Consider the following 15166-nt stretch of genomic DNA (forward strand, 5'->3'; position numbering starts at 1 on the left):
GGTTCGGGTTCCGGCTCGGGCGGCGGAGGCGGAGGTGGAGGTGGAGGTGGCGGCGGAGACGGCACCGGGGGCGGTGGCGGGGGAGGTGGGGCCGGTTTCGGTGTGGGCGTCGGAGTGGGCTCGGGCTCCGGCCCGGCGAAGCAGTTGCCGTCACCGCTGATGGCCACGGCCGTGCCGCCGCCGTCGTCCCCGATGGACGCGTACGCGCAGCTGTCGGCGATCGCCGGGGCGGGGGCGGTCAGCAGCCAGATGAGTGCGACCGCCGCTGTCAGCCGCCAGAAGAGTGATCCGTACACGACGGGGAGCATGTTCCGGGCCGTGCGACGGCACGCCGGACGGCTTCCGGATTCGCCTGATGGAGGGGACCTGGGGCGTTGGGGGTTTGCGGCCCGGGAAGTGCTCTCGGAGGCGTCGGCCGAAGGATCGGGCGGTGCCGGGCCCTTGGCCGCAGCGAATTGGGAGGGGGCGCGGTGCCATCTCTCTCTGGAAATGGCCGATTGTCGACCCTGCCTCCGGCAATGGCCGCAAAGGAGACGTCACCGGTCGCGAGCATTCGCCGCCGCCGAACGGCCGGGAGGGGCGGGGGCGGAAGGTGACCGGTCGCCGCAACCCCCGTGCCCGCTTTCCGGACATCGGGCCTGGAGACACCAACGGCCAAGCGGGTGGCGGCACATGGGGCCGGGGCTCGACCGAGTCCGATTTCGCCGTAGCGTCGAAGTAGTCCGGGAGTGAACTATTTGGCCCTTCCCGTTCGTCGAATGTAACTGGCAGCGACGGACCGGTTGCACATGCCACGGGAGTGTGACCAATAACGGACGGCTAATTTCCGTTTCGGCTCGCTCTCTTGGCGGTCGATCAGTAACCTCTGGTCAACACTGACCATGGACATGGCCGGATCGCCGTGGCGACTTGTTGGAGACATCGATGGAGCGTCCCGCCTGGGCACCGCAAGGCATTGACATTTCGGTGCCGAGCGTGTCCCGAATGTATGACTTCTATCTGGGCGGCTCGCACAATTTCGAGGTGGACCGGGAAGCGGCCCGCAAGGCCATGGAGTTCATGCCGGGACTTCCCAAGGCCATGCAGGCGAACCGGGCCTTTATGCGCCGCGCGGTGCGCTACGCGCTGGGCGAGGGCATCGACCAGTTCCTCGACATCGGTTCCGGGATACCCACCTTCGGCAATGTCCACGAGGTCGCCCAGGGGATCGACCCCGCGGCCAAGGTCGCCTATGTCGACCACGACCCGGTCGCCGTCGCGCACAGCCAGGCCGTCCTGGAGGGCAATGACGGCGCGGTGATCGCCGCCGCCGACCTGCGCAGGCCGGCCGAGATCCTTGAACACCCCGAAGTCGGCAAACTGCTCGACTTCGACCGCCCGGTGGCGCTGTTGCTCGTGGCCGTCCTCCACTTCATAGAGGACGCCGACGACCCGCGGTCCGCCGTCGCCGCGCTCCGCGACATGCTCGCCCCCGGCAGCCTCCTGGTCGTCACCCACGCCGCCTACGAAGGCATTCCGCTGACACGTGAGGAAGCCGGCGGCACGGTCGGGGTCTACCGGAACATCCGCAATCCGCTCGTCATGCGTACGCGCGAGGAGATCGGCCGCTTCTTCGACGGCTACGAACTGGTCGAGCCCGGCCTCGTCGCGATGCCGGAATGGCGCCCCGACAACTCCACGGCGCCCGAGAACGAGGACCCGTACGCCTTCTCGGGCATCGCGGGAGTGGGACGCAAGGCGTGAGTACTCCCGCCCAGCCGTCCGGAGGACCGGACGCGGAACCCGACGGCCCCGAGGACCGGCTCCGCAGGTTCGCCACCATCTGGAGCCGGGCCATCTTCCCGTCGACGGCCACCTCGCTGACCCGGCCGGAATTCGAGCGGCACCTGCTGCCGCTCGCCCGCACGCTCAGCGACACCCTGCACGCCCGCCCGTTCGACGCGGCCGCGGCGAACCAGGTGGGCGGCGCGCTCGTCGCGGCACACTGCACGGATCCGGACGCCCTCAGCTCCACGCTCGGCGTCGTCGACTCCTACCTGGTGCTGTACTGCGGCAGCAACGGGCCGTCGCCCCTGACCACCGAGGACAGCCGCTCACGCTGCGCGCGCATCCAGCACGCGGTCGCGGCCGGCTTCACCCAGGCCCTGCGCGAGCGGACCCTGGCCGAGCAGGAGGCCATCGCCCGCTCGGCACTCACCGCCCGCACCGACGCCGAACAGGCCCTGCACGCCACCGAGGCACGCTTCCGGGCCGTCTTCAAGGACGCGGCCATCGGTATCGGGATCGCCGACCTCGACGGCAACGTCCTGGAGGTCAACGACACCCTCACCCGGATGTTCGGCGGCCTGGAGAACCACGTCCTCAGCCACCGCGTCAACGAGTGGGTCCACCCCGAGGACTCCCCGCACGTGTGGAGGTTCTACAACGAGCTGGTACGCGGGGAGCGCGAGCACTACCGGGTTGAGAAGCCGTACTACCGCAACGACGGCACCGTCCTGTGGACCAACCTGACGGTGTCTCTGCTGCGCGACTCCGAGGGCCGGCCCGAATACCAGCTGGCCCTGCTGGAGGACACCACCGAGCGCAGGCTGCTCAACCTGCGGCTGCGCTACGAGGCCACCCACGACGCGCTCACCGGGCTGCCCAACAGGACCCTCTTCTTCGAGCGCTTGGAGAAAGCGCTCTCAGCGGGTGACGGCAGCCGCTTCGGCCTCTGCTACCTCGACCTGGACGGCTTCAAGGCGATCAACGACAGCCTCGGCCACGCCGCCGGCGACCGGCTGCTGGTCGAGGTCGCGGACCGGCTCCAGAGCTGCGCCACGGCCCCGGGCGAGATGGTGGCCAGGCTCGGCGGCGACGAGTTCGTGGCGCTGACGACGAACTTCGACTCACCGGCCGAGGTCGACGAACTCGCCTGCCGGATCCTCGGCGTGCTCGCCACCCCGATCCGGCTCGACGGGCGCGAACTGACCGTCCGCGGGTCGATCGGCGTCGTCGAGGGACCCGCGGGCGAACGCAGCGCCGCGGAAGTGCTGCGCAGCGCCGACATCACCATGTACCGGGCCAAGTCGGCCGGCGGCAACCGCTTCGAGCTGGCCGACTCCGAGGCCGATGCCCGCGCCATCACCCGGCACGGCCTGACGACGGCCCTGCCGGCCGCCCTGGAACGCGGCGAGTTCTTCATCGAGTACCAGCCGCTGGTGCACCTCGGCGACGGTACGGTGCACGGCGCGGAGGCGCTGGTGCGGTGGTGCCACCCGCAGCACGGGGTGCTGGGGCCCGACCGGTTCATCGCGCTCGCCGAGCACACCGGGCTGATCGTGCCGCTCGGCCGCTGGGTACTGGAGGAGTCGGTCCGGCAGGCCAACTTCTGGCAGGAGCGGCGCACCGACGGCGGTCCGCTGCGCATCAACGTCAACCTCTCACCGGCCCAGCTGCACCACCCGCAGCTGGTCGCGGAGACCATCGACGTCCTGGAACGCTCGGGCCTGGAAGCGGGCGCGCTCTGCCTGGAGGTCACCGAGTCGGCGCTCATCGGCGCCGACGAGGACCTGCTGAAGCCGCTGCGCCAGCTGGCCGAGATGGGCGTCGACATCGCGCTCGACGACTTCGGCACCGGATACTCCAACCTCGCGAACCTGCGGCGGCTTCCGGTGAGTGTGCTGAAGCTGGACCGCTCCTTCACCCAGGGCATGCAGCACCACCCGGCGGACCCGGTGGACCTGAAGATCGTCGAGGGGATCGTGTCGCTCGCGCACAGCCTCGACCTGGCCGTCACGGTGGAGGGCGTCGAGACCGGCGCACAGGCCGAGCAGCTGCGGCAGCTGGGCTGCGACACCGCCCAGGGCTGGTACTACGCGCGCCCGGGGGCCCCGGACCGCATCCACTCGCTGCTGCTGGCCGACGCGGTGTGAGCCCGGCGGGCACGGCCTACGAAGAGGCCGTGTCCGCCCGTCCGGCCAGCAGGACCCGTTGCAGTTCCCGGGCGGCGCGCGGCGGGGCCACGTCACTGCGGTGCGCCAGCGCGATGGTGCGGCGCAGCCCCGGCCGGGCCAGCGGTGTCGTGCGCAGGCCGACGCCCGCCCGGGTGGCGACCATGCTCGGGACGACCGCGATTCCCAGGCCCGCGCGGACGAAGCCGAGTACCGCGTCCATCTCGCCGCCCTCCACCGTGAACGAGGGCTCGAAGCCCTCGGCCCGGCAGGCGGCCACCGTCAGCTCCCGCAGGTCGTAGCCGTGCCGGAACATCACGAGCGGCTCGCCCTGGAGGTCCGCGATCCGGACCCGGCCGCCCTTCCCGGGCCGGGGGCGGTGCGCCGACGAGACGACCACCAGGTCCTCCTGGAGCACCTCGACCGTGGTCAGCGCGGGTGAGGCGGCCGGCAGCGGCAGTACGACCAGCGCCAGGTCGAGCGCCCCGCGCGCCAGCTCCCGTACCAGGTCGTGCGAGCCGCCCTCCTCCAGCAGCAGCCGGATGCCGGGATGCAGGTCGTGGAAGGCGCGCAGCACCTCGGGCAGCAGCCCCGTGCACACGCTGGGCGTCGCGCCCAGCCTGACCCGGCCGCGACGCAGCTGGGCCAGCTCCTGGACCTCGTGCCGTGCGGTGTCGGCGTCGGCCAGGATGCGCCGGGCGAGCGGCAGCAGGGCCTCGCCCGCGTCCGTCAGCGTGATGTTCCCGCGCGCCCGGCTGAACAGCTCGGCGCCCAGCTCGTTCTCCAGGGCCCTGATCTGCTGGGAGAGCGAGGGCTGCGAGACGTGCACCTCCTCGGCGGCGCGGGTGAAGTGCCGGGCCTCGGCGACGGCCACGAAATAGGTCAGCTGCTGGAACTGCATCACCCCACGCTACCGCCTCACATAGGTAAAGCCTATGGAGATGAGGCATTCCATGTCTTGGACCGATCGGGCCATTCGGCCCTAGCGTCGTGTCCATGGCATTGGCAACCCGGACGGACCGACGACCGTCCATGACGCGCACGCTCTGGGTCTCGACCGTCGGCAAGAAGGCGATCATGGCCGTGAGCGGTCTGGTCATGCTCCTCTACCTGGTCGTCCACATGATCGGCAACCTGAAGATCTTCTTCGGGGCCGACGAGTTCAACGGCTACGCGCACTGGCTGCGGGTGATGGGCGAGCCGTTCCTGCACCACGAGTGGGCGCTGTGGATCGTGCGCGTGGTGCTCGTCGCGGCCGTGGTGCTGCACGCCGTATCCGCGTACCAGCTCAGCCGGCGCGACCTCAGGGCGCGGCCCAGCCGCTACGTGCACAAGAGGGCGCGCGCGAGCTACGCCACCCGCACCATGCGCTACGGCGGCGTCATCCTGGGCCTGTTCATCGTCTGGCACGTCCTGGACCTCACCACCGGCACCGTGCACTCCGGCGGATTCCAGTCCGGCCACCCGTACCAGAACGTCATCGACACCTTCTCCACCTGGTACGGCAACGTCATCTACATCGTCGCGATGCTCGCCCTCGGACTCCACGTCCAGCACGGGTTCTGGAGCGCCGCGCAGACCCTCGGCGCCGGCCGCGCGAGCCGCGACCGCGTCCTGAAGACCCTCGCAGGAGTCCTCGCGCTGGTGCTGACGGTGGGCTTCATCTCCGTACCCGTCGCCGTCATGACCGGAGTGGTGAGCTGACATGAACGACTACACGCACTACACGACCGGCGAACCCGTCGCCGACACCAAGGCCCCCGAGGGCCCCGTCGCCGAACGCTGGGACACCCGGCGCTTCCAGGCCAGGCTGGTCAACCCCGCCAACCGCCGCAAGCACACCGTCATCGTCGTCGGCACCGGCCTCGCGGGCGGCTCGGCCGGCGCCACCCTGGCCGAACAGGGCTACCACGTCGTCCAGTTCTGCTTCCAGGACTCGCCCCGCCGGGCCCACTCGGTCGCCGCCCAGGGCGGCATCAACGCGGCCAAGAACTACCGCAACGACGGCGACTCGGTCCACCGGCTCTTCTACGACACCGTCAAGGGCGGCGACTTCCGCGCCCGCGAGTCCAACGTGCACCGGCTCGCGCAGATCTCCGTCGAGATCATCGACCAGTGCGTGGCGCAGGGGGTCCCCTTCGCCCGCGAGTACGGCGGCCTCCTCGACAACCGTTCCTTCGGCGGGGTCCAGGTCTCCCGCACCTTCTACGCCCGCGGCCAGACCGGGCAGCAACTGCTCCTCGGCGCCTACCAGGCGCTCTCCCGGCAGATCGCCGCCGGCAACGTCGAGCTGCACCCCCGTACCGAGATGCTCGACCTGATCGTCGTCGGCGGAAGGGCCCGCGGCATCGTCGCCCGCGACCTCGTCACCGGGAAGACCGACACCTACTTCGCCGACGCCGTCGTCCTGGCCAGCGGCGGCTACGGAAACGTCTTCTACCTGTCGACCAACGCGATGAACTCCAACGCCACCGCCATCTGGCGGGCCCACCGGCGCGGCGCCTACTTCGCGAACCCCTGCTTCACCCAGATCCACCCCACCTGCATCCCGCGCACCGGCGACCACCAGTCCAAGCTGACCCTGATGAGCGAATCGCTGCGCAACGACGGCCGCATCTGGGTGCCGAAGACCAGGGGCGACACCCGCCCGGCCAACGAGATCCCCGAGGACGAGCGCGACTACTACCTGGAGCGCCAGTACCCCGCCTTCGGCAACCTGGTGCCCCGCGACATCGCCTCCCGCGCCGCGAAGAACGTCTGCGACGAGGGGCGCGGCGTCGGGCCCGGCGGCCAGGGCGTCTACCTGGACTTCGCCGAGGCCATCGGGCGGATGGGCCGGGCGAAGGTCGAGGAGAAGTACGGCAACCTCTTCGACATGTACGCGCGGATCACCGCGGAGAACCCGTACGAGACGCCGATGCGGATCTACCCCGCCGTGCACTACACGATGGGCGGGCTCTGGGTCGACTACGACCTTCAGACCACCATTCCGGGCCTGTTCGCGATCGGCGAGGCCAACTTCTCCGACCACGGAGCCAACCGGCTCGGAGCGTCCGCGCTGATGCAGGGCCTCGCCGACGGCTACTTCGTCCTGCCCTCCACCATCAACGACTACCTCGCCCGCAACCCGCGGCAGGAGGAGGTCGACGCCTCCCACCCCGCCGTCCAGGAGGCCGTCGCCGAGACCGAGGACCGGCTCAGTCTGCTCCTCGCCGTGGGCGGCGACCGCACACCCGACTCCTTCCACCGGGAGATCGGCGAACTCATGTGGGAGTACTGCGGGATGGCCCGCACCGAGGAGGGGCTGCGCACCGCACTCGCGCGCATCCCGCTGATCCGCGAGGAGTTCTGGCGCCGGATCAAGGTCCCCGGCAGCGGCGACGAGTTCAACCAGTCGCTGGAGAAGGCCAACCGCGTCGTCGACTACCTGGAGCTCGCCGAGCTCATGTGCCTCGACGCCCTGCACCGCGCCGAGTCCTGCGGCGGCCACTTCCGCGAGGAGTCCCAGACCCCGGACGGCGAGGCCGCCCGCCGCGACGAGGAGTTCTCCTACGGCGCCGCCTGGGAGTTCACCGGCACCGGCGACGCCCCCGTCCTGCACAAGGAAGACCTCGTCTTCGAGTACGTCCACCCCACCCAGCGGAGCTACGCATGAAGCTCACCCTGCGCGTCTGGCGCCAGAAGAACGCCGACGCATCCGGAGCCATGTCCACGTACCAGGTGGACGGAATCTCGCAGGACATGTCGTTCCTGGAGATGCTCGACACCCTCAACGAGGAGCTGATCCTCGCCGGTGACGATCCCGTCGCCTTCGACCACGACTGCCGCGAGGGCATCTGCGGCGCGTGCAGCCTCGTCATCAACGGCGATGCCCACGGCCCGAATGGGGTCTCCCCTGCTCAAGCGGGTTCGGGAGCTGGGGGAGGCACGACCACCTGCCAGCTCCACATGCGCGCCTTCCAGGACGGCGACACCATCGACGTCGAGCCCTGGCGCGCCTCGGCCTTCCCCGTCGTCAAGGACCTGGTCGTGGACCGGTCGTCCCTCGACCGGATCATCCAGGCCGGCGGCTACATCTCCGCCCCGACCGGTACGGCTCCCGACGCGCACGCCACGCCCGTGCCCAAGCCGGACGCCGACTTCGCCTTCGAGCACGCCGAGTGCATCGGCTGCGGCGCCTGTGTCGCGGCCTGCCCCAACGGCTCGGCGATGCTCTTCACCTCGGCGAAGGTCAACCATCTGAACGTGCTGCCGCAGGGCGCCCCCGAGCGGGAGACCCGGGTGCTGGACATGGTGGAGCAGATGGACAGTGAGGGATTCGGCGGCTGCACGCTGACCGGCGAGTGCGCCACCGCCTGCCCGAAGGGCATCCCGCTGCCGTCGATCTCGGCCATGAACAAGGAGTGGCTGCGGGCCACCCGCAAGGCGCGCCGCTGAGCCGGCCACCGCCTTCCGGCCCCGGAGGCCGCCCGCCTCCGGGGCCGGAAGGCCCGTACGTGTCCCGGCTCAGGACTGCGTGACGGAGAGGTCGTCGGCGTAGACCGTGCCCTGGCCGTACCAGCCGTGCACGTAGACCGTCACCGAGCCGCTCGCCCCCGTGGTGAAGGACACCGACTGCTTGGTGTAGCCGCTCGACTGACCCCAGGTGCTCGCCGTCGCGCCGCCCCGGACGCCGAGGTAGGCGTAGTTCCCCTGCACGTAACCCTGAAGCGCGTACGTGGTGTTGGGGGCGAGGGTGAGCGTCTGGGCGCACTCGCCGGTCTGCGAGGAGGTGGCAGCGACGGACAGCGCGTGCGTACCGCCGTGGACCGGCGTGGAGACGACCGAGCCACCGGACTCACAGGTCCAGGGGCCCAGCGAACCCGTCTCGAAGTCGCCGTTGACCAGCGATCCCGTGCCGCCGCCCGGTCCGGGCACCGTCAGGGTGAACGCCGCCGAGTGGCTGAGCGTGCCGGCGGTGCCGGTCACCGTCACGGTGTACGTGCCCGGGGCGGCCGACGCCGAGGCGCTGAGCGTCAGAGTCGAGGAGCCGCCGGCCGTGACCGAGGTCGGGCTGAGCGTTGCGGTCACCCCGGCCGGGGCGCCGCTCGTGGTCAGCGCGACCGTCTTGGCGGCGCCGGAGGTCACCGCGGTCTTCACGGTCGCGGTGACCGACTTGCCCGGCTCGACCGTCGCCGAGGAGGGGGTGACGGTCACCGAGTAGTCGTCGGTCACGGGACCGCTGCCGCCGCTCGTGAACGGGGCGAAGGTGTGGCTGAAGTACCAGGTGTCCTGCGCGATGCCCGAGCAGGTGTCGCTCCCGCCGGTACCGGGGCAGCCGCCGTTGTCGCGCTGGAGCGCCCAGAACGACAGGGTGCCGACGCCCTTGGAGACGGCCCAGTCGTAGACGGTGGGCGCGTTGGCCGTGGTGAAGGTCTCGGCCGGTCCGTAGTCGTCGATGCCGGGCATCTCGATGATCCCCGTCATGCCCCACAGCTGGGCCTCGGTCTTCGACGGGTACAGCGAGGCCAGCTGGCCCTTCAGGCCGGTGATGGCCGTCTGGGTGTCCTGGGCCATGTCGTGCGAGGCGCCGTCGTAGTAGTCGAACGTCATGAGGTTCACGACGTCGACCTTCGCCCCGTTGGAGACCGCGTTCCTCAGCACCGCGAGCCCGCTCTCGGCGAGGCCCCGGGTGGTGGTGGGCAGGGTGTACGAGATCTGCAGCGGGCGCCCCTCGGCGGCGGCCCAGTCCTGGACCTTCTTGATCGCCTTGTTGCGGCGGTCGATCCCGGCGCTGTTGTCCAGCGAGTTGTCCTCGATGTCCATGTCGAGGCGGGACACGTCGTAGGTCGAGATGACCTTCTCGTAGGCAGCGGCGATCGAGTCGACGTTCGTGCAGCTGTCGGCGATCTCGGTGCCGGTGTTGTCGGCGGTGTAGCCGCCGAACGACGGGATCACATCGCCACCGCGCGAGCGGATGGTGGCGAAGTCGGCGCCGAACTCGGACTGGGTGATCGGCGTGCTCGCATCACCGTTCCAGTACGGCGTGCAGGAACCACGGTTGTCCGTCTGGATGAAGGCCATGGTCAGGTACTTGGCACCGGACGCCTGCGAGAGCGCGGCCGGGCTGTCCCCGTTCCACGCCTCGAAGTACGGCGCGAAGACGTGCGCGGGCAGGGGAGTGGCGGCGGTGGTGGCGGCCTGCGCGCCGGCGCCCGATCCGAGGATCAGACCTGCGGACGCGACGGTGGTGGCCAAGGCGCTCAGGACGGCGCCGAGTGTTCTTGGACGTCTCATGGGGCAGCTCCCAGCGGGGTGGGACAACGGGCGGATTGCCGTGAGGCATGCCCATGATTGGTCTGGACCAGATAACTGTCAACGTTCTTTACTGTTTCATGCCCAGCCGCTTGCCGGAGCCGACAACTCATGCGGCAAATAGGGGAGTTGGTGAGGATTGGGCGATCAGCCCAGAGAGAGAGCGGCGCGCAGGTACGGGGCCGTGCGACTCTCCTCGGACCGTGCCACCTCCACCGGAGGACCCGCCGCCACGATCCGGCCGCCCCGGTCGCCGCCACCCGGCCCGAGGTCGATCACCCAGTCGGCGCCCGCGACCACGGCCATGTCGTGTTCCACGACCACCACGGTGCCGCCCGAGTCGACCAGCCCGTGCAACTGCCGCATCAGCACCTCGACATCGGCCGGATGCAGCCCCGTCGTCGGTTCGTCCAGCAGATACAGCGTGTGGCCCCGGCGGGCCCGCTGAAGCTCGGCCGCCAGCTTGATCCGCTGCGCCTCGCCGCCGGACAGCTCCGTCGCGGGCTGCCCGAGCCGCAGATAGCCGAGCCCCACGTCCAGCAGCGTCCCCAGGCTGCGCGCGGCGGCCGGGGTGTCCGCGAGGAAGTCCGCCGCCGCCTCCACCGTCAGATCGAGCACGGAGGCGATGTCCAGCCCCCGCAGCGTGACGTCGAGCGTGGCGGGGTTGTAGCGCGCGCCGTGACAGTCCGGGCAGGGCGCGTACGTACTCGGCAGGAACAGCAGCTCCACCGAGACGAACCCCTCGCCCTGGCACGTCTCGCACCGCCCGCCGGGCACGTTGAACGAGAACCGGCCGGCCCGGTAGCCGCGCTCCCGGGCCAGGGGCGTCTGCGCGAACAGCTTGCGCACCACGTCGAAGAGCCCGGTGTACGTGGCCAGGTTGGACCGCGGCGTACGGCCGATCGGCCGCTGGTCGACCTGGACCAGCCGGTCCACCGCCTCCAGCCCCTCCGCCCGGACGCACCCCGTCACCGGCTGCTCCGGCTCGGACTCCTCGGCTCCGGCGGCCCGCCGGCCGGCCGCCGCGCCCGCCGGCACCTGCCCCACCAGCGTCGACTTGCCGGACCCGGACACCCCGGTGACCGCCGTGAACACCCCGAGCGGGAAAGCCGCGTCCACCCCGCGCACGTTGTGCCGATCCACCCCGTGCAGCCGCAGCCACCCCGAGGGGGCGCGCACCTCACGTGCCGGGGCGGGGCTGTCGTCGAAGAGGAAGCGCCGGGTCGCGGACTCCGCGACGTCGGCGAGCCCGGCCGGCGGCCCGCTGTGCAGCACCCGGCCGCCGTGCTCACCGGCCAGCGGGCCCACATCCACCAGCCAGTCCGCCCGCCGCACCACGTCCATCTGGTGCTCCACCACGAAGACCGTGTTGCCGGCCTCCTTCAGCCGGCCCAGCACCGCGAGCAGCGCCTCGGTGTCCGCCGGGTGCAGGCCCGCGGACGGCTCGTCCAGGACGTACACCACACCGAAGAGGCCCGACCGCAGCTGGGTCGCGAGCCGCAGCCGCTGGAGCTCGCCGGAGGAGAGCGTGGGCGCCGTGCGGTCCAGGCTCAGGTAGCCGAGCCCGAGCTCGGTGACCGTCCCGATCCGGGCCAGCAGATCCGCCGTCAGCACCCGGGCGGTCTCGCCGCCGCCCGCCGCCGTGAGCACACCGGCGAGTTCGGTGAGCGCGAGGCCCGCCAGCTGCGCGATCGTACGGCCCGCGAAAGTCACCGCCAGGGCCTCCGGCCGCAGTCGGCTGCCCCCGCAGGCCGGACAGGGCTCGCTGGTCAGGAAGCGCTCGGCCTTCGCCCGCAGGGTGGCGCTCCTGGAATCGGCGAAGGTGTGCATCACATAGCGGCGCGCGCTCATGTACGTGCCCTGGTAGGGGCGTTGGATGCGGCCCGCCTCGCGCACCGGATGCACGGTCACCACCGGCTGCTCGTCGGTGAACAGGATCCACTCCCGGTCGGCCGGATCGAGCGCGCGCCACGGCCGGTCCACGTCGTGACCGAGGGCGTTCAGCACATCGCGCAGGTTCTTGCCCTGCCAGGCGCCCGGCCAGGCGGCGATCGCCCCGTCCCGGATCGACAGGTCCGGGTCCGGGACCAGCAGCTCCTCGCTGGTGCGGTGGACCCGTCCCAGGCCGTGGCATTCGGGGCAGGCGCCGGCGGCGGTGTTCGGGGAGAACGCGTCCGAGTCCAGCCGCTCCGCGCCCCTCGGATAGTCCCCGGCCCGGGAGAACAGCATCCGCAGCGAGTTGGACAGCGTCGTCACCGTACCCACGGAGGACCGGGCGCCGGGCGCCGACCTGCGCTGCTCCAGCGAGACGGCGGGCGGCAGCCCGGTGATCTCGCCGACCGCGGGGGCGCCGACCTGGTGGATCAGCCGCCTGGCGTACGGGGCGACGGACTCGAAGTAGCGGCGCTGGGCCTCCGCGTAGATCGTCCCGAAGGCGAGCGAGGACTTGCCGGAACCGGAGACGCCGGTGAAGACGGCGAGGGTGTCGCGCGGAATGTCGACGTCGACATCGCGCAGGTTGTGCTCGCGGGCGCCGCGGACCCGGACGTACGGATCGTGAGGGGATGGCATGGGGGAGGGGGTCTCCGTACGCTCGGTGTCGAACTGTCCGTGCCGGCCGGTGCCGCGCCGGTTCGCCGGGCACCGCGTGCCCTTGGTTTGCTGGCCGTATGCGAAACGACGCCCGGCCGCTGGCCGTATTCGATCTCGACGGTACGCTCGCCGACACCGCCCACCGCCAGCACTATCTGGAGGGCCGCCGCCGGGACTGGGCCGGTTTCTTCGCCGCCGCGGTGGACGACCCGCCGCTGGCCGAAGGCGTACGGCTGGCGCTGAGCAGCGCGCGGGAGTGCGAGGTCGTCTACCTCACCGGGCGGCCCGAGCGGTGCCGCAAGGACACCGTCGCCTGGCTGGCGCGGCAGGGGTTGCCCGAGGGGCGGCTGCACATGCGGCGCAACGACGACCGCCGGCCGGCCCGGCGGACCAAGCTGGAGATCCTTCAGCGGCTCGGCCGCGACCGTACGGTGCGGATGCTGGTCGACGACGACGAGCTGGTCTGCGACGCCGCCGAACTGGCCGGGATCCCCGTGGTGCGCGCCCGGTGGACGCCGGCCTCACCCGCGCTGAAGGACGCGCAGGAGCGCGAGGGGCGTACCTGATCCGGCCAAATGCGCCGCACCCACCCGGTCGCCGTGCGCGCCCCGCTCGCGTCACTGCGGGTCGTCGAGGCGGAAGCCCACCTTCAGGCCGACCTGGTAGTGCGCGATTCGGCCATCCTCGATCTGTCCGCGCACCTGAGTGATCTCGAACCAGTCGAGATTGTGCAACGTTTCCGAGGCTCTTGCGACGCCGTTGCGGATGGCCTCGTCCACGCCCTCCTGGGAGGTTCCTACGATTTCAGTGACGCGATACGTGTGGTTTGACATGGAATGTCTCCTCTCGCCCTTACCAAGGTGCCCTACCTCGGCCCGGTTCGCGAGGGGTCGCGGAGGTCCCGCATGTCCGGAACGGCCCTTGACCAAAGTATTGGTCCATACCAAAATCCAGCCACGCCCGTGCGAGCGCAGCCCGCAGTCCCCCACACCGGGTCCGCAATTTCGTCCTGCCGTTCCGCAGAAGGTGACTCCGTGAAAAACCGCATGCTCGTCGGAGCTGTTGCCCTGATTTCCACTGTTGCGCTGGGCGGGTGCGGCATGATCCCGGGATCGGGCGGCTCCGGCAGCAAGAAGGTGACGATCTGGCTGATGAAGGACAGTGTGACCGCCGACTTCCTGGACCGCTTCAAGAAGTCGTACGAGGACGAGCACTCATCGGTCGAGCTGGAATTCAAGATCCAGGAATGGGGCGGCATCGGCCCGAAGGTTCTTGAGGCGCTGGGCGGAAAGGACACGCCCGATGTCATCGAGGTCGGCAACACCCAGGTCGCCCAGTACGCCGCGAGCGGCAACCTGCGCGACCTGACCCTGGAATCCATGCGTGACCTGGGAAGCGAGGACTGGCTGCCCGGTCTCGCCGAGCCGGGGAGCATCGGCGGCGTCCAGTACGGAATCCCGTGGTACGCGGCCAACCGCGTGGTCATCTACAACAAGGACCTCTTCGAGGACGCGGGCATCAAGAACCCGCCGAAGACGCGCGCCGAGTGGATCGAGGACAGCGAAAAACTCAACCACGACGGAAACCAGGGCATGTATCTGCCGGGGCAGAACTGGTATGTGCTGGCCGGGTTCATCTGGGACGAGGGCGGGCAACTCGCCTCCGACGAGGAAGGCGACTGGCAGGGCGCCCTCGACACCCCCGCCGCGCTCAGGGGCATGCAGTTCTATTCGCAGCTCCAGGCGCTGGGAGAGGGCCCCAAGGACGCCGATGAGGAAAAGCCCCCGCAGGCGGATGTGTTCGCCGAGGGGAATGTCGCCCAGATCATCTCAACCCCCAGTACCGCGACGCTGATCGAGAAGACGAACCCCGAACTCAAGGGCAAGCTGGGCTACTTCCCCATTCCGGGCAAGACCGCGAAGGCGCCCGGCTCGGTGTTCACCGGCGGCTCCGACCTGATCGTCCCGCAGAAGGCCGACCAGCGCAGCGCGGGGTACGAGGTGATCAAGGCGCTGGCCGGCGCCAAGTGGCAGGAGGAGCTGGCGAAGACCATGAGCTACGTGCCCAACAAGCCCTCCCTCGCCCATGTCATCGAGGGCGAGGAGAGCACCGCCGCGATGGCCGAGGGCGCCACGCAGGGCCACGCGACCCCGAACTCCTCGCAGTGGGCGGCGGTCGAGGCCGACAACCCGATCAAGCCCTACATGACAGCGGTACTCCAGGGCGGGGACCCGCGGACCGAGGCGAAGACCGCCTCCGAGAAGATCACCTCACTGCTCATCGGCAGCTGACCGGGCCGGGCGGACCGGCCGACGGCGCGGGGCGGGACCGAGCGGACGACCGGTCCC

Annotated in this window: 11 protein-coding genes; 7 read left to right on the forward strand and 4 right to left on the reverse strand. The window is 70.6% G+C overall.

From position 1 onward, the window contains the following. Positions 1–924: 924 nt before the first annotated feature. Positions 925–1743: an SAM-dependent methyltransferase gene (locus tag B082_RS0123245; RefSeq protein ID WP_026250104.1), complete on the forward strand. Its 819-nt coding sequence runs from the start codon at positions 925–927 to the stop codon at positions 1741–1743. Continuing rightward, a complete protein-coding gene (locus tag B082_RS0123250; protein ID WP_018554202.1) occupies positions 1740–3914 on the forward strand; it encodes a putative bifunctional diguanylate cyclase/phosphodiesterase in 2175 nt (724 codons plus the stop codon). The genes B082_RS0123245 and B082_RS0123250 overlap by 4 nt, the downstream gene beginning before the upstream one ends. 16 nt (positions 3915–3930) lie before the next feature. On the opposite strand, the gene B082_RS0123255 is transcribed toward B082_RS0123250, so the two are convergent. Beyond that, entirely contained in the window at positions 3931–4833 is a 903-nt protein-coding gene (locus B082_RS0123255) for a LysR family transcriptional regulator (protein WP_018554203.1), read from the reverse strand. A 95-nt stretch (positions 4834–4928) separates the two neighbouring features. Here B082_RS0123255 and B082_RS0123260 point away from each other — a divergent pair, with 95 nt between their 5' ends. From B082_RS0123260 to B082_RS0123270, 3 genes are read left to right on the forward strand one after another with little or no spacing between them, the layout of a single operon-like run. Further along, complete coding sequence (locus B082_RS0123260; RefSeq protein ID WP_078622636.1) at positions 4929–5636, forward strand: succinate dehydrogenase; 708 nt, start codon at positions 4929–4931, stop codon at positions 5634–5636. A 1-nt stretch (position 5637) separates the two neighbouring features. Continuing rightward, complete coding sequence (locus B082_RS0123265) at positions 5638–7587, forward strand: fumarate reductase/succinate dehydrogenase flavoprotein subunit (RefSeq protein WP_018554205.1); 1950 nt, start codon at positions 5638–5640, stop codon at positions 7585–7587. Continuing rightward, positions 7584–8369: a succinate dehydrogenase/fumarate reductase iron-sulfur subunit gene (locus tag B082_RS0123270; RefSeq protein WP_018554206.1), complete on the forward strand. Its 786-nt coding sequence runs from the start codon at positions 7584–7586 to the stop codon at positions 8367–8369. Before B082_RS0123265 ends, B082_RS0123270 begins: the two co-directional genes overlap by 4 nt. A gap of 69 nt (positions 8370–8438) precedes the next feature. On the opposite strand, the gene B082_RS0123275 is transcribed toward B082_RS0123270, so the two are convergent. Continuing rightward, the gene (locus B082_RS0123275) at positions 8439–10208 is read right to left on the reverse strand and encodes a glycosyl hydrolase family 18 protein (RefSeq protein WP_051094666.1); all 1770 of its coding nucleotides are present in this window, start codon (positions 10206–10208) and stop codon (positions 8439–8441) included. A 165-nt stretch (positions 10209–10373) separates the two neighbouring features. Beyond that, positions 10374–12797 carry an excinuclease ABC subunit UvrA gene (locus tag B082_RS0123280; protein ID WP_018554208.1) on the reverse strand — a complete coding sequence of 808 codons (2424 nt, stop codon included), beginning with the start codon at positions 12795–12797 and terminating at the stop codon, positions 10374–10376. Between the two features lie 98 nt (positions 12798–12895). Here B082_RS0123280 and B082_RS0123285 point away from each other — a divergent pair, with 98 nt between their 5' ends. Beyond that, complete coding sequence (locus B082_RS0123285; protein ID WP_018554209.1) at positions 12896–13384, forward strand: nucleotidase; 489 nt, start codon at positions 12896–12898, stop codon at positions 13382–13384. 51 nt (positions 13385–13435) lie between these two features. Here the strand turns inward: B082_RS0123285 and B082_RS0123290 are convergent, their stop codons facing one another. Further along, entirely contained in the window at positions 13436–13651 is a 216-nt protein-coding gene (locus tag B082_RS0123290) for a dodecin (RefSeq protein ID WP_018554210.1), read from the reverse strand. Between the two features lie 201 nt (positions 13652–13852). Between B082_RS0123290 and B082_RS0123295 the strand changes: the two genes are divergently transcribed. After that, entirely contained in the window at positions 13853–15109 is a 1257-nt protein-coding gene (locus B082_RS0123295) for an extracellular solute-binding protein (RefSeq protein ID WP_026250105.1), read from the forward strand. Positions 15110–15166 lie beyond the last annotated feature (57 nt).

This window comes from Streptomyces sp. ATexAB-D23, assembly GCF_000373645.1.
Lineage (GTDB): Bacteria > Actinomycetota > Actinomycetes > Streptomycetales > Streptomycetaceae > Streptomyces > Streptomyces castrisilvae.